The 25,359-nt window shown below is 60.5% G+C and carries 28 protein-coding genes; 17 read left to right on the top strand and 11 right to left on the bottom strand.

What is annotated here, in order from left to right:
• The first annotated feature begins 149 nt into the window (after positions 1 to 149).
• The gene (locus tag EN850_RS28810) at positions 150 to 476 is read left to right on the top strand and encodes a DUF736 domain-containing protein (protein WP_136092743.1); all 327 of its coding nucleotides are present in this window, start codon (positions 150 to 152) and stop codon (positions 474 to 476) included.
• Positions 477 to 539: 63 nt separating this feature from the next.
• On the opposite strand, the gene EN850_RS28805 is transcribed toward EN850_RS28810, so the two are convergent.
• Positions 540 to 845 (bottom strand): transcriptional regulator, encoded by a 306-nt coding sequence (locus EN850_RS28805; RefSeq protein ID WP_245511644.1) that lies wholly within the window; start codon positions 843 to 845, stop codon positions 540 to 542.
• Between the two features lie 99 nt (positions 846 to 944).
• Between EN850_RS28805 and EN850_RS28800 the strand changes: the two genes are divergently transcribed.
• The 3 genes from EN850_RS28800 (at position 945) to EN850_RS28790 (ending at position 2,543) form a co-directional block, all read left to right on the top strand.
• Entirely contained in the window at positions 945 to 1,670 is a 726-nt protein-coding gene (locus EN850_RS28800) for a hypothetical protein (RefSeq protein WP_245521035.1), read from the top strand.
• Between the two features lie 128 nt (positions 1,671 to 1,798).
• Positions 1,799 to 1,993 carry a DUF6499 domain-containing protein gene (locus EN850_RS28795; protein ID WP_135906814.1) on the top strand — a complete coding sequence of 65 codons (195 nt, stop codon included), beginning with the start codon at positions 1,799 to 1,801 and terminating at the stop codon, positions 1,991 to 1,993.
• A 55-nt stretch (positions 1,994 to 2,048) separates the two neighbouring features.
• Positions 2,049 to 2,543 (top strand): DUF2285 domain-containing protein, encoded by a 495-nt coding sequence (locus EN850_RS28790; RefSeq protein WP_135906815.1) that lies wholly within the window; start codon positions 2,049 to 2,051, stop codon positions 2,541 to 2,543.
• 302 nt (positions 2,544 to 2,845) lie between these two features.
• Here the strand turns inward: EN850_RS28790 and hxsA are convergent, their stop codons facing one another.
• The 6 genes from hxsA to EN850_RS28760 form a co-directional block, all read right to left on the bottom strand.
• Positions 2,846 to 3,415: a His-Xaa-Ser repeat protein HxsA gene (hxsA, locus tag EN850_RS28785; protein WP_135917365.1), complete on the bottom strand. Its 570-nt coding sequence runs from the start codon at positions 3,413 to 3,415 to the stop codon at positions 2,846 to 2,848.
• On the bottom strand, positions 3,412 to 4,512 hold the full coding sequence (gene hxsC, locus EN850_RS28780; RefSeq protein WP_135917366.1) for a His-Xaa-Ser system radical SAM maturase HxsC: 1,101 nt from the start codon (positions 4,510 to 4,512) through the stop codon (positions 3,412 to 3,414). Before hxsC ends, hxsA begins: the two co-directional genes overlap by 4 nt.
• Positions 4,509 to 5,918 (bottom strand): His-Xaa-Ser system radical SAM maturase HxsB, encoded by a 1,410-nt coding sequence (gene hxsB / locus EN850_RS28775; RefSeq protein ID WP_135917367.1) that lies wholly within the window; start codon positions 5,916 to 5,918, stop codon positions 4,509 to 4,511. The genes hxsC and hxsB overlap by 4 nt, the downstream gene beginning before the upstream one ends.
• The gene (locus EN850_RS28770; RefSeq protein ID WP_135917368.1) at positions 5,915 to 6,184 is read right to left on the bottom strand and encodes a hypothetical protein; all 270 of its coding nucleotides are present in this window, start codon (positions 6,182 to 6,184) and stop codon (positions 5,915 to 5,917) included. The genes hxsB and EN850_RS28770 overlap by 4 nt, the downstream gene beginning before the upstream one ends.
• 277 nt (positions 6,185 to 6,461) lie before the next feature.
• Positions 6,462 to 7,652 carry a hypothetical protein gene (locus EN850_RS28765; protein WP_135917370.1) on the bottom strand — a complete coding sequence of 397 codons (1,191 nt, stop codon included), beginning with the start codon at positions 7,650 to 7,652 and terminating at the stop codon, positions 6,462 to 6,464.
• A complete protein-coding gene (locus EN850_RS28760; RefSeq protein ID WP_189522242.1) occupies positions 7,633 to 8,643 on the bottom strand; it encodes a nucleoid-associated protein in 1,011 nt (336 codons plus the stop codon). The genes EN850_RS28765 and EN850_RS28760 overlap by 20 nt, the downstream gene beginning before the upstream one ends.
• A gap of 243 nt (positions 8,644 to 8,886) precedes the next feature.
• Here EN850_RS28760 and EN850_RS28755 point away from each other — a divergent pair, with 243 nt between their 5' ends.
• Both EN850_RS28755 and EN850_RS28750 read left to right on the top strand, forming a co-directional pair.
• Positions 8,887 to 9,615 carry a DUF2971 domain-containing protein gene (locus EN850_RS28755; protein ID WP_210234929.1) on the top strand — a complete coding sequence of 243 codons (729 nt, stop codon included), beginning with the start codon at positions 8,887 to 8,889 and terminating at the stop codon, positions 9,613 to 9,615.
• Between the two features lie 42 nt (positions 9,616 to 9,657).
• On the top strand, positions 9,658 to 10,560 hold the full coding sequence (locus EN850_RS28750; RefSeq protein ID WP_135917373.1) for a hypothetical protein: 903 nt from the start codon (positions 9,658 to 9,660) through the stop codon (positions 10,558 to 10,560).
• Here the strand turns inward: EN850_RS28750 and EN850_RS28745 are convergent.
• The gene (locus EN850_RS28745) at positions 10,536 to 11,810 is read right to left on the bottom strand and encodes a DUF4238 domain-containing protein (RefSeq protein ID WP_136092742.1); all 1,275 of its coding nucleotides are present in this window, start codon (positions 11,808 to 11,810) and stop codon (positions 10,536 to 10,538) included. The two genes, EN850_RS28750 and EN850_RS28745, sit on opposite strands and share 25 nt — an antisense overlap.
• 757 nt (positions 11,811 to 12,567) lie before the next feature.
• On the opposite strand from EN850_RS28745, the gene EN850_RS28740 reads away from it, so the two are divergent.
• From EN850_RS28740 to EN850_RS28695, 10 genes are all read left to right on the top strand, one after another.
• Entirely contained in the window at positions 12,568 to 12,894 is a 327-nt protein-coding gene (locus EN850_RS28740; RefSeq protein WP_027042653.1) for a DUF736 domain-containing protein, read from the top strand.
• A gap of 301 nt (positions 12,895 to 13,195) precedes the next feature.
• Positions 13,196 to 13,477, top strand: a complete 282-nt coding sequence (locus EN850_RS28735; RefSeq protein WP_135917375.1) for a helix-turn-helix domain-containing protein — start codon at positions 13,196 to 13,198, stop codon at positions 13,475 to 13,477.
• A gap of 17 nt (positions 13,478 to 13,494) precedes the next feature.
• Positions 13,495 to 14,550 carry a replication initiator protein A gene (locus EN850_RS28730; RefSeq protein WP_135932962.1) on the top strand — a complete coding sequence of 352 codons (1,056 nt, stop codon included), beginning with the start codon at positions 13,495 to 13,497 and terminating at the stop codon, positions 14,548 to 14,550.
• Complete coding sequence (locus EN850_RS28725) at positions 14,547 to 15,038, top strand: DUF2840 domain-containing protein (RefSeq protein WP_135932961.1); 492 nt, start codon at positions 14,547 to 14,549, stop codon at positions 15,036 to 15,038. The genes EN850_RS28730 and EN850_RS28725 overlap by 4 nt, the downstream gene beginning before the upstream one ends.
• A complete protein-coding gene (locus EN850_RS28720; RefSeq protein WP_135932960.1) occupies positions 15,035 to 15,580 on the top strand; it encodes a S26 family signal peptidase in 546 nt (181 codons plus the stop codon). Before EN850_RS28725 ends, EN850_RS28720 begins: the two co-directional genes overlap by 4 nt.
• A 35-nt stretch (positions 15,581 to 15,615) precedes the next feature.
• Positions 15,616 to 15,945, top strand: a complete 330-nt coding sequence (locus EN850_RS28715) for a DUF736 family protein (protein WP_135932959.1) — start codon at positions 15,616 to 15,618, stop codon at positions 15,943 to 15,945.
• A gap of 110 nt (positions 15,946 to 16,055) precedes the next feature.
• Entirely contained in the window at positions 16,056 to 16,718 is a 663-nt protein-coding gene (locus EN850_RS28710; RefSeq protein ID WP_272483029.1) for a lytic transglycosylase domain-containing protein, read from the top strand.
• A gap of 242 nt (positions 16,719 to 16,960) precedes the next feature.
• Positions 16,961 to 18,700, top strand: a complete 1,740-nt coding sequence (locus EN850_RS28705) for a VirD2 family relaxase/mobilization nuclease (protein ID WP_135932957.1) — start codon at positions 16,961 to 16,963, stop codon at positions 18,698 to 18,700.
• A 141-nt stretch (positions 18,701 to 18,841) separates the two neighbouring features.
• On the top strand, positions 18,842 to 20,815 hold the full coding sequence (locus EN850_RS28700) for a conjugal transfer protein TraG (protein ID WP_135932956.1): 1,974 nt from the start codon (positions 18,842 to 18,844) through the stop codon (positions 20,813 to 20,815).
• A gap of 5 nt (positions 20,816 to 20,820) precedes the next feature.
• Positions 20,821 to 21,261: a CopG family transcriptional regulator gene (locus EN850_RS28695; RefSeq protein ID WP_135932967.1), complete on the top strand. Its 441-nt coding sequence runs from the start codon at positions 20,821 to 20,823 to the stop codon at positions 21,259 to 21,261.
• 96 nt (positions 21,262 to 21,357) lie between these two features.
• On the opposite strand, the gene ehuB is transcribed toward EN850_RS28695, so the two are convergent.
• Positions 21,358 to 22,230, bottom strand: a complete 873-nt coding sequence (gene ehuB, locus EN850_RS28690; RefSeq protein ID WP_135932955.1) for an ectoine/hydroxyectoine ABC transporter substrate-binding protein EhuB — start codon at positions 22,228 to 22,230, stop codon at positions 21,358 to 21,360.
• A 189-nt stretch (positions 22,231 to 22,419) separates the two neighbouring features.
• On the opposite strand from ehuB, the gene EN850_RS36855 reads away from it, so the two are divergent.
• On the top strand, positions 22,420 to 22,860 hold the full coding sequence (locus EN850_RS36855) for a hypothetical protein (RefSeq protein ID WP_135932954.1): 441 nt from the start codon (positions 22,420 to 22,422) through the stop codon (positions 22,858 to 22,860).
• On the opposite strand, the gene EN850_RS28680 is transcribed toward EN850_RS36855, so the two are convergent.
• Positions 22,829 to 24,364, bottom strand: a complete 1,536-nt coding sequence (locus EN850_RS28680) for a Fic family protein (protein ID WP_135932953.1) — start codon at positions 24,362 to 24,364, stop codon at positions 22,829 to 22,831. The genes EN850_RS36855 and EN850_RS28680 overlap by 32 nt on opposite strands.
• A gap of 450 nt (positions 24,365 to 24,814) precedes the next feature.
• Positions 24,815 to 25,282 carry an Lrp/AsnC family transcriptional regulator gene (locus EN850_RS28675; RefSeq protein WP_135880891.1) on the bottom strand — a complete coding sequence of 156 codons (468 nt, stop codon included), beginning with the start codon at positions 25,280 to 25,282 and terminating at the stop codon, positions 24,815 to 24,817.
• Positions 25,283 to 25,359: the final 77 nt, after the last annotated feature.

Below are 25,359 nucleotides of genomic sequence, written 5' to 3'. Positions count from 1 at the left end.
CCATTCCTCGCGGAACCAAGAAACGCGCGCCTGCGCCATCCTCCGCTTTGCTGCGGTCGCAAGCGATGCGGCTGCGGCCGCCTTCGGCCCCGCGATCGCCATCGAGGTCGCATGGTGCGGGCTCGGAAACGAGAAGACGGAGACTGAAAATGGCTACCATCGGCACTTTCAAGAAGACCAATGCGAACGAGTTCACCGGCGAGATCGTCACCCTCAGCGTCCATGCCAAGGGCGTGCGCATCGTTCCCGACACAAGGGCCAGCGGCGAGAACGCTCCAAGCCACCGCGTCGTGGTCGGCAAGGCCGAAATCGGCGCCGCCTGGTCCAAGCGCTCCAACGAGGGTCGCGACTATCTCGGCCTCAAGCTCGACGATCCGAGCTTCACCGCTCCGATCTACGCCAACCTCTTCTCTGACGAAGAAGGCGAGGGCCACAGCCTCATCTGGTCCCGCCCCAACCGCCGCAACGGTGAGTGAACTGGCCAACGCCTCGCCCGGTATCGGGCGAGGCGTCTCCTGCCGGAGTTCGCGGAAGTTTGCCTATGAATAATCGGAACGGCGGGAGAGGCGCACGCCCACACCGCCACCATTCTCTGGGATAAACTGAATACCTGCGGATTCGAATGCGCGTCGTAACGCGTCAATAGTGACTCTGTTTGCTCTTATCGGGCCGGCCTGAGGCTCTAGTCGCTTGATTGTCGCGAGGGAAACCTTCGACTGTTCCGCAAGCGTTTTTTGATCCCATTGAAGCAAAGCGCGTGCGGCTCGCATTTGTCCGCTTGTAAGTTCATCTATACCAAAAGTATCATTTGATGCCATGGGGCTTGATTTTTTGTCCGCGTTCATCTAAATCACCACTGTTACCGACGCATGTGGCCCGGGAGGGGTGACCTCCAAGGTCTGCAATGCTGCGGCGAAACGGTCGAGCAGAGTGCAGGAACACCCGTGCCCGACCTGACCAAAACCAAGCTGTGTAGAGCTCGGATCATGGCTGATTCCGACATTACCACGACTTTGCCTTCCGTCACGCGTGGACGGAAATCGCGCAGTTCGTTGACCGCAGGGCATCCTAAGCCTTTGGCTGGCCATGGAGCCGAAAATCAGCCGTCAGCCGATCCCGCCCTCGTTCTGTCCCTTGCCTGGATTGATGCGCACGTTGCGATGCTGGCTTCTTGTGTCCGGCAGCAGCAGGCGGACGAGGGGCTCTTAAGGCGCGGCGCGATCTTGTCTTCCGACGAAGTCATTGGGCGCGAGGAGGGGGCTGACGCCGACTGTGGCGGTCTCGATGCCCGGACGACGGAGCAGGATGACGCTGAAAAGGCAGACGCCTTGCTGGCTGAGATTGTGGCGACGCCAGCGCAGTCCTTGGCGGGCGTGGTCGCCAAGCTCGCGGTCATCCTTCGGGAGGCGACTGACAACACCGACCTTTGCGAATTTCCGCTGCCGCACATCCGCTCGGCCTTGGCCGATCTGCGGCGCCTCACGCATGAAACGATAAGCGACGAGCCTACCGGCTGGCCCGCAGGCGATCAGTCTATCGGCGTGCTGTTCGAGCAGCCTGCATCATCTTTCGCCGCCTGGCGCGCCTTCAGCGCTTGGAGCCAGGGCGATGATGACGCGTATCGCGCCTGGACGGACACTTTCAAGACACTGCAAGGCGCGAGCCAGTAGGCACCGCAAGTCTAGGCCTGACTGCTCGGCGCCGAGATCGCTCTTTGTTCATTCGTCAATGACGGAATCCAAGGATTTCGCTCAACGCCGCGTCCCCCTATCAAATCCTTGAGAAGGGAAGGATACGGATGAAGCCGGATACATCGCAGTGGCGTGACCCACAGGCATATGCGTTCGTTAAAGGGGCCGCCGCCGATGCGATTGCATGGGAGTTCCTGCGACGCAATCCCCAGTATCAGCAGGACTTCGCGGTCTCCCGCTCGGCCAAGGCGATGCGCGCATTGCGCAAGCGCTGGGGTTTGCAGTTTCGCCGCCAGGCCTGACCAATCCGCAGTCGAGCAGCCCGTATATTGGGCGCCTCAGATCGATCCTGGGGTCGTGAACCTAGTCGAAGTTCCGCCGGATCTGCGAGCGCGGGAGGTCCTCGACGTTCCGCTGGCCACGGGTCAGCGTGATGAAATCGGCCTTCACGTGCGCTCTACGTCAGGCGCTACGCAACTGGCGCTTCTCGGCGATGCGCAGGCAGGCGAACCGTTGGCCGCCATAATTCCACTCGATGACATGGCGCACGAAAGGCTTCAGGCGATCGAGCGGTTCATCCGCTCGATCCATAGGCAGCACCTTCCCGATGCCCGCTTGACCGGGGCACAGCGCCGGCGTCTTGGCCTGATGCTGCGATGCCTTGACGGCCGTGAGGAGCAGGCATCTCATTTCGACGTCGCAACCGCCTTGTTTGGCCGTCGGCTAGTCAGCGTCGCCGACTGGCACGACTCGGCCTTTCGCTATCAGACGCAACGCCTTGTGCGGGACGGCCTGAAAATGGTCGAGCGCGGCTATCGCCAGTTGCTGCGCGTTCGACGGCGCCTTTCCTGAAGAGGCTCCGTCCGGCGCCTGGTCCACTTATTGCGCTATCGGCAGGCGTACGATCCTGGAGTGAACGGCTGCTCAGCGCCAATCTCGGTCACTCCTTCCGATTTGACCACCCGCCGAATGCAGACGGGTGGTTAGCGATGCTGGCGCTGGGATCGCCGTTTGTGTTGGCCGTGAGATCAGTCTCGCGGTTTACTAAAGCCAGCATTGTCGGAATTTGGTGGGTGGGTCTTTCCGCCGAAGAATGAGGGGGCGCCAGTGCGGGGTAGTGCCGCTGTCTGTAAATACGAATCATTTCGGTGAAATTAATCCGCTGTAATGCGCAAGGCGTTCAGTGTCTCCGGCGTAATGGTGCCTGTTACCTTGAGATTGTAATCCGACTGCATTTTCAGGAGCCCAGATCGCATCGCAGGGCTCATCTTTCCATCCAACTCGCCATTGTAATAGCCGAACGATAGCATCGCGAACTGAACCTGGAGGACGATCTCCTTGAATTTGGCAGCGGTCCCTGGAAGCACGACCAGCGGCGACGCCGCAGCCGGCGGAGCGGCGGTCGGCGCCTGGTAGGTCGGCGCGGGCGCCTGATAGACTGGCGCCGGAGCTTGATAGACAGGCGCTGGAGATTGATAGACCGGGGCACGCGGCAAATAGGTGCCGCCCGTCGATGATCGATGGCTGCTGTGAGAGCTGTGACTGCTGTGGCTGGAGTGAGATCTGTGACCGGCCAAGGTGAATTTGTGGTCAAGCTTGAAAATGTCGAACAATGATTTCGACTTGCCTCCGTCAATGAACGGAGCAATCGGCATTGCGATACTTTCAATCGGCATGAAGCCGGCAGCGAGCAACGACGGGATCGTAAAGAGCCGTTTTTTCACGCGAGACCGAACCTTTCGTACCCATGCGTTTTCGGGTGCCATTCGAAGAAACCGCCGCAGTCGTCACGCAGTACGCAGCCAGCGCATTCCGAGAGGTAAGTTCGCTTCCAATCTGAAATCGTCGACGGGGCCAGCGTCCGATAGTTGGGCGGAAGCGTGCACAGCGGAAAATTGTACAGTATGGCGTCAATTCCGCGGCTGATGGCGAGATCGAGGGCCTTGCCAACCACCTCGAAACCTGTGGAGCTGTCGAAGAACAACGAGTGCCAGTTCTGCCTGCCGTAGCCGATGTTCTCGAGCTGCATGATCGCCCATTTGTCGATGAAGGGCAGCGATGTCGTCACAAACTTGGCCAAATCCGCCAGACCGAGGGCGTTCGGCTTCATAAGCACCGTACGCAATTCGATTTTTGCGCCGGCCTGGCAAAGGATTGACAGGCCTTCTCTAACTTTATCGAACGCACCTGGCTTTGCCACGATCCGGTCATGAACCTCGGGGTCGCTCGAGTAGACGGGAACACCCCAAAGGACACGATTTAAATTCAGCTCGCCGAGCTTAGCCAGATCAACGCGGTCAAAGTGTTGCGCATTGGTCAGAACGTGGAAATCAATGTCGGGCCGCGCTGCCAGCATTCGCCCCAGGAACTCGAGCAGTTCCGATTTGAAGAGCGTCGGCTCTCCGCCAGATAGACCGATCGTTGCGTTTTCTGGCGAGAGAAGGACTGCCGTCTCAAAAAACGGAAACATGTCTACGTGGTGCGCTTTCGGCGGCTGCGAACACATCAGACAAAGCTGGTCGCATCGTTCGGTAACCAGCAGCGTGTTGTGACGGGAATTTGCCCGGATAAGACGGTGTGCAGTCCCCCGTCGAGGCACAACAAACAGCACGTCGCCATTCACGTCACTGGGGTCGATTCCGTAGACACGGAGCGTTCCCTCTCCGCCCGAAAAGTCTGCACTTTCGCCGGATGCGTTACCCAGCACCGCATCGAACGAGCTGAGCGTTGGCATGTCGTGGGCAACGCCCTCGAAGGACCGGAGTCGAACCACATATGGATCGATCGCGTTAGTCTCAATTTTGAGGCGAAGCGGGATCATGCGTGGACCGGGACCATGTGATCTCCCCAGGAGGGAACTCCGGCCCATTTGGCGACGGATTGCCGAGCTGCGTCGTCGCAACGCGTCATCACCTCTACGACTTTGTCGAATAGAGAAATATGCCGTCTGCAGAACCACGTCTCACTGCGAATGAGATCGATATGGCCGTCGCGAGACAGATCGTCGACGACGTCCGTGCCGCAAAAAGGCTGATAAACACAGTGGATGCAATCGGCATCGAAGTTGTTCATCGATGCTTGATCGAGTAGCTGCACCTTTTGCTGATTGATGCCGTCGGCCACTGTTCCAATCGAGAGATCGACACGTCCGATCCGCGACAGCATCCTGGCTTCGTCCGTCGGGTATAACTGCCCATCGTGATCGACAACGATGTAGTCGGACGCGAAGAAATTCGGATTGCGAAGATCGACATGATCATCGGTGCCTGATCTCAAGAATCGCCGCAGGCACTGGCTGAAATAGTACTCTTCAACGTATCGGCCGGTGCGGTGATTACGTTCGATGAGATAATCGATGAAACCTGAATGGAGCGCATTCCATCGAGCGATCGCATTGGCATCGCTCTTGCGCCGGCGCGCAAAGCCTTGGTGGTTTATCGGACGGAGATATATCGACTGTATGCCATGCCGCTCGAAGTTACCGATGAGATCCTCAAAATTCGGCGGACGCTCAACGGCGATGGTTGGCAGGGCGGAAACCTTGCCGGGGCCGAGACGCCTGACAGCTTCAGCCAAATTTCCGAGGAATGTATCGGTCGCCAGACTGTCGCCAGTCCGCTGCCGGGTGTGTGTCTCGTGGTTCCCATCCAGTGACGTGCTGACGAACGTGTCCGGCTGATCAAGAAAAGCCCACTCCACCTCACCCATGCGCTGGAGGTTGGTGCAAACGACAAACTGGCTGCGCGGAAATCTTGTGCGGGTGAAAGCTCTGATCTGCTCGAGCAGATCAACGCGAAGCAAAGGCTCCCCGCCCTGAAACTCGATCTTGATATCAGGACCATTCAAATTGCCGATGAAGTCGAGCGCCGCGTTCAATGTTTCGTTGGACCAGTCGAAGCCCCGTGCGGCCTCAGGGGCCCGGGAAACCTGGCAATAGCTGCAAGTCAGATTGCAACGCAAAGTCGGAACGAGAATGAGATACGACAGCTCTTGCTGCTTCGACTGCCTGCCCGCCCAACGATAGGCAAACGATGTCCAATCAGGATCGCCTTCGCGTTCAAACGTATGTCCATTGCCACGAAGAAATCTCTGGTCGTCGGCCGAGAGCGCATCGCGTGCGTATCTCCCTAGAAACTCGTCGCTACCGAGAAAGAACCCACCGGCATCGTCGCTAAACAGAAGCTTTCCGTCCGGGCGATCTCTGAATTTGAGCGGCCATACGGTCATGTGGCGGTGACCGCCCCGATCAACGCTTGTCGCAGCGAAAGCGTTTCCGAGTAGATCTTCTCACGATAGATGGCGTGAAGGACATTCTTTCGCAAATCGTCCAGCCTCTCCGGCGGAATCTCTTCTACAGCTACGCCGTGACCCGAGGCCGAAAACCGCAGCGACGGATACTGGACTTGTAGTCGAATTAATGCGCCTTCCACAAAACACTGAAAGTTCTGCGGAATCTCGATTGTAGCCTGTCCTAGAAAGCGCGACGCCCCCACGTACCAAGTCCTCCCTCCCAACAAAATATACCCAAAACTGGAATATGGGAATTAGTGCAGTTCAACTTCGATTTTCAGTGACCACCGAAATCACTGATGGTTGGGCTTGTTGCTGAACGGACGGCAGTTTTGCGCCTATTTTCGGTCATTCAGGTTCGCTTGACGATTACCTAAACCTGTCATTCGGGGCCGATGTCCGCTCAGGTCCCTAAAGCTGGTTCCGCCATGGTCCGGGATCGGGCCACCTATTGTAGGCGGGTACAGTCCTTCTACCTGATCAGATGCAGGTGTGAATCTCGACTTCAATAAGCTTGGTGGCCGCCCACGTCGCGAAGCTTGCTCCTCCGACACCGATGAGACCAACTACCACGAAAACCACGCGGTGCCAGAAGGCACGATTCGTCAGCTGCTCGAACGCCGTGTTGAAGTCACCCCTTACCTCGGCAAAATCCTTGACCAGCCGATCTTGTTGGCGCCCGAACTCAAACGCTATGGCCTTGAGAGTCAGCCATTGGTTCACGATGCTCGCGAGAAGGAACAGGACGAATATCCAGGCGCCGGCTATCACCGCGATGTTCGTCCATACCTCAACTCCACAAGCCTTTGCGACCTTGAGTTGCGAAGCGACGACGATCGTGGCGATAGGGATGCCGAGTATCTGACCTTGAAGGTCCACGAAAGTCTTGTGGATGCGGGTGATGAATTCGGCCTGCGCGGTTTCGACCTCTCGCCGGATCTTGGAATAGGTGAAGCTGGAGGCGAATAGCCGGTAGCCTGCGGCCACCTTTTCGACGATCTCCCCGACCCCACGCATGACATGGCGGAACCTCTGTCCGGTCGGCAGACCTGCGACTAGGTCTATGACGGCCTCCGACAGGATCGTGAGCTTCTGCTCGAGATGCACTGGATCCGCGAACAGTCCGACGAGTTTTGCGACTTGGTCAGCCTTGAGGCTGGTCAGGTCCTTCTCATCGTAGTCTACCGGGATTGCTATGCGGCCATCGCGAAAGAAGACGAGTTCCTGCTGAACTCCATCGAGGAAGGCGGCAGCCCGCGCCAGCAATGCCACCAGCGAAAGAACTGATCGGTATCTCAGTTGTAGGTCCGACGGTGGTTGAGAGTGCCGGGTCAACCTGCCGTCCACGACGAAGTAATTGGCCGGCTCTTCCACACGGGCTTTCGGTCCAGCAATCAGGTTGGCGAAGGACAATGCGAACCTGCCGAGCGACGTCCGCGGCGCATTGAACTGGACATGCGCTTGCTTGCCCAGCTCGAGCTGATCTCTTTCGGTGAGCAACGCCATGCCGGCATCGGCGGCTGCGTCCTCGTCCTGGTCAATCAGCAGAAGGGCGTTCAGTATGGGCTGCGTAGTGATGGTCAGCGTGCCGGTGCCATCATCGGCGAAGGCCGTGACGGCATAGATGGGCTCGATGTCTTGCCAACCGAGCCTAGGCATCTTCGAATTCACCGCTCAACCTGTCCTTCAATTCAGCAGGCAGATTGCGCAAGGTGAGCGTCTGATTCTCTGGATCGTAGGTCACCTCGCCTTCCTGGATCGCCTTGCGGTCGAACTCAAGTGACCAGTGGTCCGTGCGCCCTTTGAAACGGACTAGGGTGTTCAGCACTGCCCTGTTGGGTATGAACCAGTCATTGAGCTTCAGGTCCGGGTTGGCGAGGTAATCGCGGAGGCTCCCTGGATCCTCGGGCAGCAACTCGTTGGTGAGTGCGTCGAATGAGAGTTCCTCCCGCTTGAACGCAGCGCGGTCGCAAATTTCCTTGGCTTTGGTCAGGAAGGCCGTCTTCGCCTCGGGCTTCAGGCTCTTATCGTCGGCGAAGGACATCAAGGCCTCCACCAGGTTCTTGGTGTCGGCCTTCTCCTGCACGGAGTCGATGCAGCCGAGGAAAGCCTGAAAATATTCGGCGACGTTCCCTTTGCCCTTGAGGAACCCTATGTAGCGATCCTCCTTGTTCGCCCATCCGGTGATGTTGATGCGCCCGGCGAACCTGAATCCTTCGATGTCGAGATGAGCCACATCGTGTACGTCGTTCTGCTGGGTAAGCGCAGCGCTGAGCGTATCGGTGACGATAGCGACCATGAGATAGTGCCGCTCGTCCCGGGTGAAGTGCGCGAAGAAAACGTGACCACCAGTGGCAGCCGCTTTGGTCTGGGCGTTTACCGCCAACGTCTTCATCAGCGATTCCGTAAGGGTAGCGAAATCCTTCTCCTCGGCCTCCACGTATTCTCGAAGATGCCGTTGAGTGGGGTAGTTGTCCTCATCATCGGAGAATTTACCATGGGACTTGGACGTGCGGCGGCCATAGAGCTTGTCCAGTACGTCCACGAGTCGCTGGACCGGTTCGGTGACCTTCAAATTCGATTTGCCCAACGCGATGTCGAACTTGTCGGCGTCCTTCTTCAGGTCATGCACGGCAACGCTGATGATGCTGTTTTCTGCCAATGGTCTCTCCCCCGTAGGCGACCAGATTACTTACACCGCCGACAACATGATAGTGGTAGACGGCGGCGTCCACTACGGGCGCCAGATAAAACTCCAGGAGGCGACCCAGTCCTACCAACTCGCCAACGTGGCTTTTCGGCGGCGCATCATAGACGGGCTCTTCCGCCTTCTCCGCAGCCCGTGCTGTAGTAGACTTGAAATAGAATGGGCCTTACGTAAGCGTTACTGTAAATGGAGTTTGTGGTGCGCAAGATTGGAGAAATTGCGATCGAAGGCAACGAGACGCTATGGAAGTATTTTCGTTTCGAGCGCTTCCTTTCAACGCTCGCTGAAAGCAGACTCTATTTTGCATCGGCCAATCAGTTTATCGATCCTTTCGAAGGCGCCGTCGCTGTCCAATTGAACGTGCCGCCGCCTGATCCGCGCTACGCCGAAGTGGAGGGCGTGGAGCGCGCCTTCTTCCAACTTAAACGGTTGACCAAGATAAGCTGCTGGCACCGTGCCGTCTATGAGAGTGACGCGATGTGGAAGCTCTACTCCGGTGAGCACAAGGGCATCGCGATCTGCACGACGCCCGATCGCATGCGCGCCGCCTTCAAACCCTTTCGGCTCAAACCGGAATATGGCGTCGAAGATCTGTGGGGCGGTCCGGTCCAATATGTAGACTTGACTCAGGTTCGGATGCGCGGCATCGGCATGCTCGACCGGTTCTTTTTCAAGCACCGAGCTTTTGAATGGGAGCGGGAATATCGGCTCGCCATTTCCGTTAGAATGGCTGAGGAATTTGGCGTCCGAGTTCCCGAACACGGCATCCTCGTCGACGTCGATCTTCCCACTCTGATTGAACGCATCGTGCTCGGCTCAACCACAACCGAAGCCGAGCGCGCCACCGTGTCTCAACATGTGGCTGCCGCCGGGCTAAGCGATCGCCTTGAGCTTTCCACCCTTCTCGGTCGACCTCGCTATGTCTAAGGCCCAGCAAGCAGGCGCCAGCGCAAGGCGAGGCTCGGCAGAATGATATCGTACTCGGACACCGCACTCACGATCTCGGAACCGCTGCAGACCAACGCGGTCGTCTGGATTCACTCGCTACCGGAACAGGAGATGGGCCCCAGCCGGCGTATCCTCGAAGACCTTGAGGGCCTCTCCACCGCCGGTGGTTTCCCCGTGTTCGAATATGCGGTTCGAGATCGTAGCGAACTGAGCGAGCTGTTCAGCCAGTTGACGACGAAGGCCGAGCAGGGATTGAGGCCGGTGCTCCATGTCGATGCTCACGGAACAATTGACGAGGGGCTCCTGCTAGCGCCGAGCGGCGAACGCGTCGGCTGGGCTGAGATCATCGAAGATCTCCGTGCCCTCAACGTTGCGGCGGCCAACAATCTCACCTGCATCTTCGCTCTTTGCTTCGGGTTGCATCTCTACAAACAAGTGAGCCTGAGGCGTCCCGTGCCGTCCTATCTCTTCTTCGCACCGCCCGCTGAAATCAGCGTCGGCTTCCTCGAGGCGCAAACGTTGGACTTCTATCGAGAGATGAACCGCACCTCGAATGTGACAGCCGCATTCGAGCAGACCCTGGGCGGCGTCATGCAGTCATTTCACTGCCAGGGTTTGTTCCTGCAGTCGCTGTTGCGATACATTCGAACCTACTGCATCGGGCGCATGCGGCAGGATCGCCTGGAGCGCATGGTCACGGCCGTTCTGCAACGCGACGGCATCGCAAATCCTTCCGGCGCACAACTGAAACAAGTCAGGCGCAAGATACGTGAATCTCTGAAACCCGGTCAGAAGGTGATCGATCTGTTCGCGCCGTCCTTCCTGATCGGCCGCGCCCCCGCCTTCACCTACGCCGATCTCGACCGGATCCTGAAGCGCTCTGTCCGCTCCGAGCGATCTCAACGGCGCTCGGCATCGAGCTGAAGGCCGAGCGATCTCAAGCTCGCGTCGCGATGGACAACCCGAAACCAGCCGGACGCCGGTTCGCCAAAACGCTCCACCATCACTTGGCCCATTCCACGCCTCACCCGCCGATCGACATACAGCTCGACCCGCAACATCGCCTTGTCGGCGGCGACCTGGGCGAGCAGATCGATCTGCCTGGTTCGTGCCGTCAAGCCTTCGCCGCTCTTGTCGATCTCTTCAATTGCCAGCGTGCAGTGATCGAGGGGACCAAAGATGACGAGGTGCGTCCCTGCGGGCATGCCCGGTCGCGGTGGAGGCGCATGCCCCATCTCGCCGAGCTCGACATGGGTCTCGACGTTCCGCAGGTCCTCGTCCTCCCCTAGAATCTCGCGTGCGAAGTCGAACGCATCGGTATCGGCATAAAGATAGCCAGCGCTTTGCGAGACCTGGAGACCATTGAGGTAGCGCACCATGTTGCCATCGATAGCGATCGGCTCACCGGACCGCAGGCCGTCCCGATAGCGGATCATTCTTGTCTTGCGTTCGGGCTCGATATCTGCGCTCGCCGCCAGTTCGTAACGTTGGACGATCGCCTGGCAATGCAGGGCAAGCGTCAGGCCAGGTGAAACCGGCAGCATCACCACTAGGCCCGGCGAAGTGAGCCCGACATCCCCATAGGGGAATGCGTTGATCCGGCTGACCGGATGGTCCGAGATGATGAAGCGATGCTCGCCGTCGCTCGCATAGATGGCGGGATGAAGATCAAGTAGCGCAACGGTGTGACCTTCCCGTTCAAGGAACGCCTTGACGGCGCCAAGTCTCACTGACGCATCAGATGGCATAGCCATGTGCGGATCGGCATCCCGGTCATAGCCGGCCTGGCGCATCATCTCCCGCAATTGGCCCGCCAGATGCTTTGGTCCCGTTCGGCTAAAATGCGTCCGCAGCATCTGGGTCGCGAAGAAATCGGCCAGTGCAATACGGTCATCCGCCGTCATCCACGCGAGCGAACGTCGCGAGACGATTTCGACGACGAGGCGCGCGGAGCGCGCATCGACCTCCTGGAACAGATCCTCGAAGTTCCATTTGGTATCGCCCAGGCTCACCACATTGAAGTCATTCTCGGAGCCAGCATTGGCAATCGACGTCAGAAAAGATCGGTCGGACCGCTTGGCGAAAACGTAGATGGAGCGTCGTTCTGGATCGGCCGCAAAGTGCCGAAGCTGGGCCTGAGGAACAAAGTGATGCTTTCTGGATGGCCGGTTCATCGTTCCCTGCAGTGATGCGGTGCTTCGGCGCCGTTGAAAGTGCGGAGGTATTTCGTCGGGCACCACATGGCGGCAAGCCCGTCAGATTTTGTCCACTTGTGATATCCGACCGCAACTAACTCCTACGTGCACGGAATGTTAGCTTCTGTAAACGACTCAGCCAAAGTCAGAGTCGCCGTCAATTTGGGTCAACGGATGGCAAGTTTCGTGTATTCGCAAATTCGCTCCGAATGACTACGATGGAGTCGTAGACGGACGGCAAATTTTGCCTACTGGGTCCGAACGACCGCTATCCGCGGTACGCTCACCACATTCGGACCGTCCGGAGACGGCCCAAAATGAGACATTCGCGGTACTTCACCGTGTGCTGCTGGCAGCGGATGGCTCAAGCATTCATTCAGGTCATGCCAAGCTGTTGTCGGCTGACATCTCGGCCACCAATTCGCTTCATCTATTTTGAAAACCAGTGGTGCCCTTGCCTCCACGTCGGCCATTTCGCGGAGCGCACCAACGACCTCTCGAACGGGCTGATCTGGCCGAAGGACGGCTGAAGCCTCGACCGCCTCTGCCACAATGGCGCGTCGCGCGTTTCGTCCCCTGGGCGAAGCCCATTCCTCGCGGAACCAAGAAACGCGCGCCTGCGCCATCCTCCGCTTTGCTGCGGTCGCAAGCGATGCGGCTGCGGCCGCCTTCGGCCCCGCGATCGCCATCGAGGTCGCATGGTGCGGGCTCGGAAACGAGAAGACGGAGACTGAAAATGGCTACCATCGGCACTTTCAAGAAGACCAATGCGAACGAGTTCACCGGCGAGATCGTCACCCTCAGCGTCCATGCCAAGGGCGTGCGCATCGTTCCCGACACAAGGGCCAGCGGCGAGAACGCTCCAAGCCACCGCGTCGTGGTCGGCAAGGCCGAAATCGGCGCCGCCTGGTCCAAGCGCTCCAACGAGGGTCGCGACTATCTGGGGCTCAAGCTCGACGATCCGAGCTTCACCGCTCCGATCTACGCCAACCTCTTCGCCGACGAAGAAGGCGAGGGCCACAGCCTCATCTGGTCCCGCCCCAACCGCCGCAACGGCGAGTAAATCGGCAGACGCCTCGCCCGGTACCGGGCGAGGCGTCTTCTGCCGGTGACCGCGGAAGCTCTCCGCACCGCCGGCCGCCATAGCCCGGCCTCTTGTCATCGGATGCGTTCCTCGATGCGCGATGGCGTGAAGATGGCGGAGCGCGGCCACCACCAATTGCTGCGCGCGCCGGCGCACATCCTGAAGACCATCGGCGGTGCGAAATAGCGCCCCTCAATTGCGCACCTGATTACTGTCCCCACGCTCCTCCATCCTGGCCGTCGATCGCCGTTCAACCGCAACGGCCGGAAGGAGACACCTCATGAACGCCGACGCCGCGCCATTGCCGCCGCGCTACCTGCGCACTTCGGAAGCCGCGCATTTCCTCAGCCTTTCTGCGCGCACGCTGGAAAAGCACCGCACCTATGGCACCGGGCCTGCCTATCGCAAACTTGGCGGCCGCGTCGTCTACGCCGTCGACGACCTCCAGGCCTGGGTGCAGCGCGGCGCGATGACGTCGACATCCGATCCGAATGGCTCGGTGCTGCCCGCCAAGCCCCAGGCGGCGCGCCTGATCGCTTATGCCGGGCGCGAGAGGCGCTGAGCCCGCTGATCTCCCCCATGTCTGGACGCACACGCCAACCGTCGGAACGCGGACAGCTTGATCTGTTCCACGCGCTGCCCGGTGTCGTCGCGCCACGCGATGCGCAGGACCTCATGGCCTATCCCTTCTTCTCCCTCGCCAAATCCAGGCGCATCGCGCCGATCGATTTTCGCGCCGGCGATGTGGCGATCCGTGTCGAAGCGATGCCCGACCACGGCATGGCGACGATCTGGGATGCCGATATCCTGATCTGGGCCGCGAGCCAGATCGTCAGCGCGCGGGATGCCGGATTGCGCACGTCGCGCCTGATGGCCGCGACGCCATACGAGATGCTTACCTTCATCGGCCGCGGCGTCTCGAAGCGAGACTACCTGCGCCTCAAGGCGGCGCTCGACCGCCTGCAGTCGACAAGCGTCGTCACCTCCATTCGCCAACCCGCGGAAGGCCGTCGCCATCGCTTCTCGTGGATCAATGAATGGCAGGAGCGCTCCGGCCGAAGCGGTCGCCCGCTTGGCGTCGAACTGGTCCTGCCTGACTGGTTCTATCGCGCCGTCATGGACGACGCGCTGATCCTGACCATCGACCGCGCGTATTTCGGGCTGACGGGCGGCCTGGAGCGCTGGCTCTACCGGCTGGTGCGCAAGCATGGCGGACGCCAGCGCGCCGGCTGGCGTTTTGACATCGGCCACCTGCACCGGAAGTCCGGCAGCCTCTCGCCGCTCAAGCGCTTCGCCTTCGAGCTGCGTGACATCGTGCGCCGCCAACCTTTGCCGGGATATCTGCTGTTCACGGAGGTCGAAGCCAGCGGTCGCGTGCTGTTGGCTTTCGAAGCGGCGCCCGCGCCTGTTGACAGGATCGTGCCATCGGGAACCCGAACTATCGTGCCATCGGGAACCGCATCCTCGTGCTTTCGGGAACCGCGATCGGCCTTAAGTGACGGTCCCAGAACGGAAAATCGCGCTCCTAACTTAGAGTCTAACTCACAATCTAACAGTCTTGCGCGCGAGCCGCGGTCTGGCGGTGACGCGCAGGAGCGGCGGTGGGTTGGCCGGGGCGAGGGAGACGACACATGACGTCGCCTACCCAATCGACGCCGCGCGGCAACCTCACGACGGTCGAACTGATCTGGATCGAGAAGCGGATAGAGTACCGCATCCGCTTCGGACGCCCAGCCCATGAGACTATAATCGACGGGCAGCGCCGCGTCGTCGGATTTGCGCCGGGTAGTGTTTTTGCGTTCGTGCGCTGGGCGGCGAATGACTTCGGCACCATTGTTTCGCGCGTCGACATCGTGCGCGCCGTCTTGCCCGCTGAACCATATCAGACGCTGCCCTACATTCGGCCAGGCGGCGAGATCCTGCTCAAGCTCGCAGGCTGGGACAAGGTCGAGCGGGTCCTGCAACTGATCGATGCGATCGAGGCGATCGGCCTCGATCCGGTCGAGGCAGCACCGGACTATTGGCGTCAGGCCCACAACCGTATCATTGCCGGCGCAACGCCGCGTGCCTATTCGCTCGAGCAGCACCGGGCATTTCTGTTGCGCAGCAGAGTGACATCATGAGCCGCGCCGCTTGCCTAGCCGCAGCACTTGCGTCGGTCATCGCGACGGTCGCTCCGGCTGTCATGGAGATGCCGCCGCTGCTGCTATGGAACGCATCGGCCAGCACGCCGATCGGGCTCTATGCGATCAGGGAAATAGGCGCTCCGACGGCTGGCGTGCTCACTGTCATCGAACCGCCAGAGGCGGTCGCCCGGTTCACCGCCGAGCGTGGCTACCTTCCGCTCGGTGTGCCGATGCTGAAGCACGTCGAGGGACTTCCTGGAGAAGAAGTCTGCCGCGTCGGTCGCGTCATCACGGTGAACGGGCTTGCGGTGGGTGCCGCACTCGAGCGCGACCGCATTGGCCGCGCGCTGCCCGACTGGCAGGGCTGCCGCATCATCGCGGCCGACGAAATCTTCGTCATGAATCCAAAGGTCCAGGACAGTCTCGACGGCCGCTATTTCGGCCCGTTCCCGGCGAGTTCGATCGTCGGACGCGCGCTGCCGCTTTGGACCGACGAGAGCGGCGATGGCCACTACGCCTGGCTCGCGCCAGTGAACTGAAATTCCACCCAGCCAACAAGAGAAGGAGATAGTCCATGGCCGAGATCGGTGTCTTCCATGAAACAGAATCCGGTTACTCCGGACGCATTCGAACACTGCTCGTGGATGCCGAGCTGGTGTTCGTCACGACCAGGATGTCCGACGGCAAGGCGCCGGATTTTCGCATCCACATCGGTGACGGCAGCGGCCCCGAGGTCGGCGCGGCCTGGAAGGAAATCGGGCAGACGGCTGGCGACTATCTGTCTTGCCGATTGGAGGATCCGCTGTTTGGCCGGCGCTTCCGCGCCAGCCTGTTCCGATCCGATGACGGCTCCTGGTCGCTGCGCTGGATGCGGCCGAAAGCGCGGCCGGAGCGTGTGCGATGAGTGGGCCGTCGGCGCCGAAATGTGCGCACGAATGCCGCCCCGTCCGCTGGTTGCCTGCGCGGCGCGAAGCACTTTTCCTTATGTGTGGCATGCTGATCTTCTGTCACGCAATGACAGGAGCGCTCGCACAATCCGCGCCGGTCTCGCGCAAATCCGCGGACGATCCTTATGCCGCGCATATCGCCGAGGCATCGCATCGCTTCCGCGTTCCAGAGCGCTGGATACGGGCAATCATGCACCTCGAAAGCGCCCGCGACCCGCGCGCGATTTCGCGAAAAGGGGCGGCGGGTTTGATGCAGATCATGCCCGGAACCTTTGCCGAGCTGCGCCTTCGTCACCAACTCGGCCGCGATCCCTACGATCCGCGCGACAACATCCTTGCCGGCACGGCCTATCTTCGGGAGCTCTACGATCGATACGGTTCACCGGGCTTCCTGGCCGCCTACAATGCGGGGCCAGGGCGTTACGAAGCCTCATTGAAGGGCCGATCGCTGCCGGCCGAGACCGGGGCTTATGTTGCGAAGCTTCGCCCTTTCTGGGCCGGCGGTGATGCGCCCGGCCCGCTCACCACCGGCCAAGCCAAGGCCGTCACTTGGAAGGTCGCGCCGCTATTCATAGTGCGGTCCGGATCCATCGCTGCTTCCGGTCTTTTGTCCGGCGAAGACGCTGCCGTCGAGGTCTCGCCGTCACCATTGGTGCGCAAGCTTTTCGCGGCCGGTTCGCAGCCGCGCCAACTGTTCACGGGGTCCGACGTCGCGACATCGCAGCGGTGATGAAGTCTCCGTCAACTCGCGCCTTGGGTCTGTTTGGACGTCGCTGCCAATGAGGCGCGGAGAGCACAGGGCAACAACCGAGGGATGGCAAGATAAAAGGGCGCACATTGTGCTGATGTCGGTTGGTTGTTTTTGCTGGGTTTTTCGCCGCTTCCCGCACATTGTAGCGCCTCGGCGCAATGTGCTGGGACCACGCAAATCATTGTATTTGTTTCGCTTTTGGCAGTGTGTGGGGCGCTGCCATGGCCGATGAGGGCGAATTCCGCGTCCGTCCGGGGCGCATTCGCTCGACGCGATCCCAATCGTCGCGGCCCTTCATCGCCCAGGCGCTCGCGGCCGCCCAGAAGGCTGGCGGCAGCGTGTCGCGGGCCGGCAGGATCACGCCAGGCAAGCGCTCGCAATTCGGGCGCGGCAGGGCAGCGAGCGTTCAGGCCAACCGTTTGCTTACAGGCCGCTCCCGCGTCGCCACGATCAAGACCCGTGTGGTGCGCCATTCGAAGCGTGGCGCGCCGCTGGCGACCCACCTCAACTATCTGCGGCGAGAGGGCGTCACGCGGGACGACGCGAAAGCCCGCATGTTCGGACCGGAGGTCGACGATGCGTCGACTGCGGATTTCGTCGCGCGCTGCAAGGATGACCGGCATCACTTCCGCTTCATCGTCTCGCCGGAGGACGCCGTCGAGATGTCAGACCTGAAATCCTTCACCCGTGATCTCATGGATCGCATGCAGAAGGATCTCGGCACATCGCTCGACTGGATTGCGGTCGATCACTGGAACACCGACAATCCGCATGTCCACGTCATCCTGCGCGGCCGGGCCGACGACGGCCAGGACCTAGTGATCTCACGCGACTACATTAGCCGCGGCATGCGCGATCGCGCCAGCGATCTCGTCACGCAGGAGCTCGGCCCGCGGTCCGATCTTGAAATCCGCCGGCATGTCGAGCGGCAGGTCGAGGCAGAGCGGTGGACCGGGCTCGACCGCCAGTTGCTCCGCGACACGCGCGACAACGGTGTCATCGATCTCGCGCCGCATGCCGATGGCCAGCCTGACGAATTTGTCGCGCTCAAGGTGGGGCGGCTGCGCAGATTGGAAACGCTCGGCCTCGCCGAGCAACTCGGTCCTGGCCAATGGGTCGTCAGCGACAGGGCCGAGGCCACGCTGCGCGAGATGGGCGAGCGCGGCGATATCATCAGACGTATGCATCGCGCCCTCTCGGCCCGCGACATTGAACGCGCGAGCGCCAGCTATGTGCTGGCCGCCGGGACCGTCGGCGAGACGATCATCGGCCGCCTGGTCGAGCGCGGCCTGGATGACGAACTCAAGGGCACCGCCTATGCGGTCGTCGATGGCGTCGACGGCCGCTGTCATCACGTCCGGCTCGCCGATCTTGAGGCGTCGGGCGACGGTGCGCCGGGCTCGATCGTCGAACTGCGCAAATTTGACGACGCGCAGGGACGCCCGCGGGTGGCGCTAGCCGTGCGCTCCGATCTCGACATCGAACGTCAGGTCGTCGCGGAAGGGGCGACCTGGCTCGACCGGCAGGCTCTCGCCCGTCCTGCGGTGGCACTATCGGATGGCGGCTTCGGCGCCGAGGTGCGCCAGGCGCTTGATCGGCGCGCCGAGCACCTGGTCGGATTGGGGCTGGCAGAGCGGCAGCCGCGCGGAACTGTCTTTGCCGGCAACTTGATCGACACGCTGCGCCGAAGGGAACTCGACGCGCTGGGCAGCCGGCTCGCGGACCAAACCGGCCAGTCGTTCAACCGTGCCGGCAAAGGCGAATTCGTGGCCGGCACCTACAGCCAGCGCTTTGCGCTCGCGACCGGCCGTTTCGCGATGATCGATGACGGGCTCGGCTTCAAGCTCGTGCCCTGGACGCCCTCGTTGGAGCGCCATCTCGGCAGTCACGTCTCCGGCGTCGTTCGCGGTGATGGCGGTGCCGATTGGAGTTTCGGTCGCAAGCCCGGTCTCGGCTTGTGAGGGCGCTCTCACATGGATCTGGAATCTTGGATTGCCGATCGCTTGTTTTCCTTGCCGACAGCGCGAGGCGACACGATCAGCGTCAGCCGGCTGTTGAACCTCGCCTCAACCTTGCCGACCTCTCCGCACAAGGAGAAACCAATGTCGGGAACGAAAGTCCTTTGGGGGCAGATTGTTGCTGTCTTCCTGATCGTGCTCTTCACCATCTGGGGATCGACGCAATGGTCGGCGTGGCAGCTGGGTTATCAGGCGGGGCTGGGGGCGCCTTGGTTCGTCATCGGCGGCCTTCCAGTCTATTATCCGCCGGCCATCTTCTGGTGGTGGTATTTCTACGACGCCTATGCGCCTGGCATCTTCATGCGCGGCGGTCTGATTGCCGCCTCGGGCGGCTTCATCGCGATCGCCGTGGCGATCGGCATGTCGCTGTGGCGTGCGCGCGAGGCGACGAAGGTCGCGACCTATGGCTCTGCGCGCTGGGCCGACAGGAGCGAGGTGCAGGCGGCAGGCCTGCTTGCCCCCGACGGCGTGGTGCTGGGTCGGTACGGACCACACTATCTGCGCCACGATGGGCCCGAGCATGTGCTTTGCTTTGCGCCGACGCGTTCGGGAAAGGGTGTCGGCTTGGTCGTGCCGTCGTTGCTCACCTGGCCTGGCTCGGCGATCGTCCATGACATCAAGGGCGAGAACTGGGGCCTCACCGCCGGGTTTCGCGCCCGCCACGGCCGGGTGCTGCTGTTTGATCCGACCAATGCGAGATCGGACGCTTACAACCCTTTGCTTGAGGTTCGCCGCGGGGAATGGGAGGTCCGCGACGTGCAGAACATCGCCGACATCCTTGTCGATCCGGAAGGCTCCCTTGAAAGGCGCAATCATTGGGAAAAGACGAGCCACGCGCTTCTGGTTGGCGCGATCTTGCATGTGCTTTATGCCGGACCGGACAAGACCCTGGCCGGCGTCGCCGCATTCCTGTCCGATCCGAAGCGACCGATCGAATCGACCTTGGCAGCCATGATGACGACGCCGCATCTGGGCGAGGGCGGTCCGCACCCGGTCATTGCAAGTGCTGCCCGTGAGTTGTTGAACAAGTCCGACAACGAACGTTCCGGCGTGCTCTCGACGGCGATGTCCTTCCTTGGGCTCTATCGCGATCCGGTGGTGGCGCAGGTGACCCGCGCCTGCGGCTGGCGCATCGCCGACCTGGTCGGGGATACCCGTCCGGCGACGCTCTATCTGGTCGTTCCGCCCTCCGACATCAGTCGCACCAAACCGCTAATCCGTCTCATTCTCAACCAGATCGGCCGCCGTCTGACCGAGGATCTGCAGGCGAGGGCGGAACGCCATCGCCTGCTTCTGATGCTGGACGAGTTCCCGGCGCTCGGGCGGCTCGACTTCTTCGAATCCGCGCTCGCTTTCATGGCCGGCTATGGGTTGAAGGCTTTCCTGATCGCGCAGTCTCTCAATCAGATCGAGAAGGCCTATGGGCCGAACAATTCAATTCTGGACAACTGCCATGTGCGCGTCAGCTTCGCGACCAATGACGAACGCACCGCAAAGCGCGTGTCGGATGCCCTTGGCACGGCAACCGAGCTGAAGGCGATGAAGAACTATGCCGGCCACCGGCTCTCGCCATGGCTCGGTCATCTCATGGTTTCGCGCTCCGAAACGGCTCGGCCATTGCTGACGCCAGGCGAGATCATGCAATTGCCGGCTGGTGACGAGATCGTCATGCTGGCGGGCACGCCGCCGATCCGGGCGAAGAAGGCGCGTTACTTCGAAGACCCGCGATTGTTTAAGCGCATTCTGCCGCCGCCGGCTCTTGCCGATCGAACCGAGCCGGAGCCTGACGATTGGACGGCGCTTCCGTCAGGGAGTGCGGCTGCCGCGACGGTGGTGGCACAAACCCGGCAGGAATCGACCGAGACCGAGTTGCGGCGTCAGCCCGAACTCGATCCCTTTCTTCCTGCTGCGGCGGCGCCGCCGCTTGTCAACGAGTTCGAGCCCGACGTGCCTGACGACGCTGATGATCTGGCTGCGAGCAGCAGCCGGATGGCGCGCCTTGCGCGCGGCGTGGCGCGGCAGATCGCGCTCGATCCGGATGACGGTATGGGGTTGTGAAGGTGGTGACGGCAGGAAAGAAAAAGGTTCAGATCTCCGTCTATCTCGATCCAGCTGTCCTGGCGATGCTGGTCGACTACGCTGCCAGGCGCGACCGTTCGCAGTCGCTTATCGCTGAAGCGGCGATCGCGTCTTTCCTCTCGCCCGATGCCGACACCCAACGCGAGGCGGCTGTCTCAACGCGCCTCGACCGAAGCGACCGCCGGCTTGCGCGGCTTGAGCGCGATGTCGGCATCTCGATAGAAACGCTGGCCGTGTTCATTCGCTTCTGGCTGGCGACCACGCCAGCGCTGCCTGAGCCGATGGCCCAGGCAACGCGCGCCAAGGCAAGCGAGCGTTATGAGGCTTTCGTCTCCGCGCTTGGCAGGCGCCTGGCCAAGGGGCCGAACTTGCGGCAGGAAATCCCCGAAGACGTCGAGGCTTCCCGCGATTCGGAACAGACGTGAACTCGACACGCCTGTTCGCGGACCGTGGGCTCCGCCCGATTTCGCGCGACGCCTTCAATCCTGTTGACGCCAGCGCCTTCGGCCGGCGAGTGCGGGTCAGTTGGTGGCGCCGCACAGTTGCGACGTCGTCAATCCCGGCGGCACGTCTTCGGTGGGGCCAAATCCATACTTTGCCATGATGGTGGCGATGGTGCCGCTCGACATGACTTTCGCCAGACCCTGATTGTAGAGATCGCGGAGATCGCCATCGTCCTTCCTGAACGCGATCGCGATATAGCTGATCGACTTCTCACTCGTCGTGAAAGGGCTGGCGCGCTCGAGATCGGGGCTCTTGTTGCCGGCCAGCAGCCCGATCACCGTCGGGGAAGAGAACACGGCGGCATCGATGCGGCCGGCGCGCAGTGCGGCGATGTTGGTCTCGATGTCGGGGAACTGCAGGATGCGGTCCTGCGGCACGCCCTCGGCGATGGCATTCGTGATGACATTGCTGCCGCGGCCGCCGCCCATGATCACCTCGGATTTCTTGGCAAGGTCCGAATAGCTGTGGATCGCCTTGGGGTTGCCGGTGAGCACGATCGCCGCGTCGTCGGACCTCAGGTCGGGAGCGCCGAAGGCGACTTGCTGGCATCGCGGTGGCGTTATCGACAGACCGGACGCGACGGCATCGAAACGCCCGGCCATCAGGCCCGGGATCAAGGCGCCGAACTCTGTGACCTCGAAGTCGACCTGCTTGACGCCGAGATCGGCGAACGCAGCTCTCAGCAGGTCCGGGTGCCAGCCGAGCAATTCGCCGGTTCCCTCCTTCTTGTAGCCCCATGGCGCACGGTTATGGATGCCGATGACGATCCTGCCTTCCTTCAACACGCGTTCTTTTGTCGTCTCCGCCATTGCCGGCAACACGGATCCGACAATCGCGGCATAGGCGATGCAGGCCAGGCCAATGGCGGCCGATCGGGCTCGAAATTTCATCGGTGCAGTCCTCCCGTGAGATTGAGTTGTTGCGTGCAGGCGTTCCGCCTCAGCCGCGCGACGCTACGTTTGAAGATGGCAGTCCGTCAATATAGATGTATAAAATATGTACGAAATATTGCGAATTCGGCAATGAGAGGCTCTCGCTCGTGGAGGGAATCCATTTGTTCGTGAGTTGCGATTGGGTTGATGGTGGAATTCGCGGCCTTGATCTACGCGGCCTGTTGCGTATTTCCTCCAGGGTGGCCGTTGCCAACCCTGGAGGCGACGAAACTCCCTCCAAAGGGCTCCCGCGCAATCGTGACAAGGCAGCCTCGCCCTTCGGCACTTTTCAACAAGGTGCTCACCAACATGGAACTGCTGCCGACATCGGAGCATAAACTCTACAGCCTGCGGCACACTTTCGAGGATCGGCTGACGGCAGTTGAGGCGCCTGAGGAAGCAATCGCTCCCTTGATGGGCCGCAAATGCATGCGGCCGAAATACGCGCCGCACCATCCCTGGCGCAGAAGCGCCTATGTGGCTTCAAAGAATCGCCTCGATTCGACCCGCGAGTATCAGACTGATGGGAATGTAGGGTTTATCGTCTTCTTGTTTGTCATCTGCCAGCTTCCTCTGAGGACCATTTGACCCGTTTCGCCAGGAATTCGGCGAAAGGCTTTACATTCATCCCAACGCTAGCCTGTTCAAGCCCAGCGAGGTATGCCTTCCGGTCCTCCACTCTCACCACTGTCCAGGGATAGCCGCCTGATGCCAGCATGGCATTCATCAGAAAGCGGGCCACGCGTCCGTTTCCGTCAGGATAAGGGTGAACATAGCCGAGAAGCCAATGCCCCAGAACAGCGCGAACGGCCGGGTCTGCTTCGGCTTCCAGTAGATCGAATAGCGCATCCATGCCGTCGAGTACCGCCTCCACACGCGGCGGTACGTGAGATGACCCCTTGAGATACACATGGTGGTTTCGATAACCGGCGAGCGCGCTCGCTTTCAATATGCCTGCACTCACTGAGGGCGCGAAGAGCTCCCTATACCATTCCCTATGCGCATCCCTTGTCAGGTTACCTGCGGGTGCGCCGTCGATAATCGCGGCAACCGCATCCTTGACCTTTTGGAACGCCTGATAGTAGCCGCGGGCGGCCAGCGCATCGCGGTTCTTTCGATCTGCTTCATCGATCTCTGGATTCCAGCCGCCATCGCGCACGCGGTCGATCAGTTCTGGCGTAACGCTGTAGCCTTCGATCGACAACGAATGATAGGCATCGCTCTCATAAATATCTTCCACGAATTTCATGTAGCTATCCTTGTCGGACGGCGGCCCGGGTGCTTTCGGGAAAATTTCGGCCACCGCATCGCGCTGTGATTCCCAGATGGCGTGGAGCCTTGTCACGATCGGCGGCGCGCCTGACGTGATGGCAGTAACGCCGACCTGCCCGTCGAAAGGATCGGACTCTCGAATGTCATAGCTTGCAGCCTTGAACGCGCCGACGATCTCGTCAGAGAAGGCATCGCGCCCTATGCGCCGAAACGCGCCGGCAAGCCGCCCGGCGATAGACGAATGGCCTCCATCGAGCAAAAGCCCTAGCACGCCTGAAACACTGCGTAATGAAGCCATAGCAACCTGGGCTTCGATTGGGTAACGCTGGAAAAATGCCTCGGGCACACGGACGAGGGCGGCGTTGACCGGAAACAGGCGCAATCCGTTCTTCTCCGTCAGGTTTTCAGGCATATCCTTGATTTTGAGGTCGTATAGCGATGTGCCAAACAGCAGGCCGATTTTATTGTTGCCTCCGTAAGGGCTGCTGATCACCACCTGCGGTGGGATCGCAGTAGCCTCTGCGTGCAGGAGCAATGATTGCTCGGGAGAAAGGTACCACGCCTTCCCGAAACGCTCGTTGCAATACATCGCGCAAAACTCCCAGAAGCTGGCATACCAAGGCGTCGTGTCTTGCTCCTGCGCTTGTGGTCCGGTGGACATCAACCACCCTTTGATCACCTCACGGAGGAATCCGTTTTGGAGTATGCGCTCACGATGGACCCGGGTGATCTCTTGAGATTTGAAAATGCGGCGCCCTCCTGCCTGCAGGCCTTGAAGGGTGGCGAGGGATTCCGCGAGTTTTTCGTGAGGCTTAGCCATGGCTGTGCCCTTGCAAGTTTCTTGTGCCGTTCAAACGCAAGTATATAGAGCTGTGTTATTGCAAGTCAATTGTGCTGTGCAAAGGCAAGTTTTTGATGGGGTTTTATTGCAAGTTTTTGACACGAAATAGCCGAAAAAATCTTAAATATCAATGAGATATATGGATATATCGCTGCCGGCGTCACCATGAAAAACCGGGTTTGCGGGAGGCGGCTACAAAGCTTACGTTCATGATGGCAACAGGGATTCGCGACATCGAGCTTACCGGCATCGGTTCACATTTGCCTTTCGGAACAAATATCATATCGACCCGAACAGGCCGCCCCATCCCATCACAGTGAGGTCGCGATGGCCCTAAGGGACTTTCTGTCAAAGAATATGAGCTTGCTTTCGTCGAGCACAATGTGAGTGCCGTACCGACAACCTGACCGTCGCAGACTACCCGATCGGTTAGATAGGCAGCACTTCCGAGCGCTTGACCTGGCCAAGCGCGAAGCTGCTTTCGATCGAAGCGATGTTGTCCAGCCGCGTCAGCTTGTCCTTGATGAACCGCTCATAGGCCTCAAGGTCGCGCACCACGATGCGCATCAGGTAATCCCGCTGGCCGGTCATCAGATAGCAGTCGACCACCTCCGGCCAGCGCAGCACCGCCTGGGAGAAGCGGTCGAGATCGTCCTCGCGTTGCCGTTCAAGCTTGATCGACGCGAAAGCGCTGATCGGCAGGCCGAGCTTCTTCTGGTCGAGGATCACGGTATAACCTTTGATGACGCCGGCGCTCTCCAGGAGCCTCACGCGCCGGGCGCAAGGTGAAGGCGAAAGACCGACGGCTTCAGCGAGGTCGTTCGTTGTCGCCTTTGCGTTCTTCTGCAGCGCGGCGATGATTTTAAGGTCGATTGCATCGAGCGTCGGATTTGGCACGTTTCCCTCGTCTGGGCGTCATTGTTGGCTGGATCAGCCAATATCATCGATAGGATTACATAAGAATAGCCACTTTT

It is taken from the genome of Mesorhizobium sp. M8A.F.Ca.ET.207.01.1.1 (assembly GCF_004794715.1).
Classification (GTDB): domain Bacteria; phylum Pseudomonadota; class Alphaproteobacteria; order Rhizobiales; family Rhizobiaceae; genus Mesorhizobium.
Note: the sequence above shows the minus strand (reverse complement) of the source record. Positions and strands in the feature narration are given on the sequence as shown.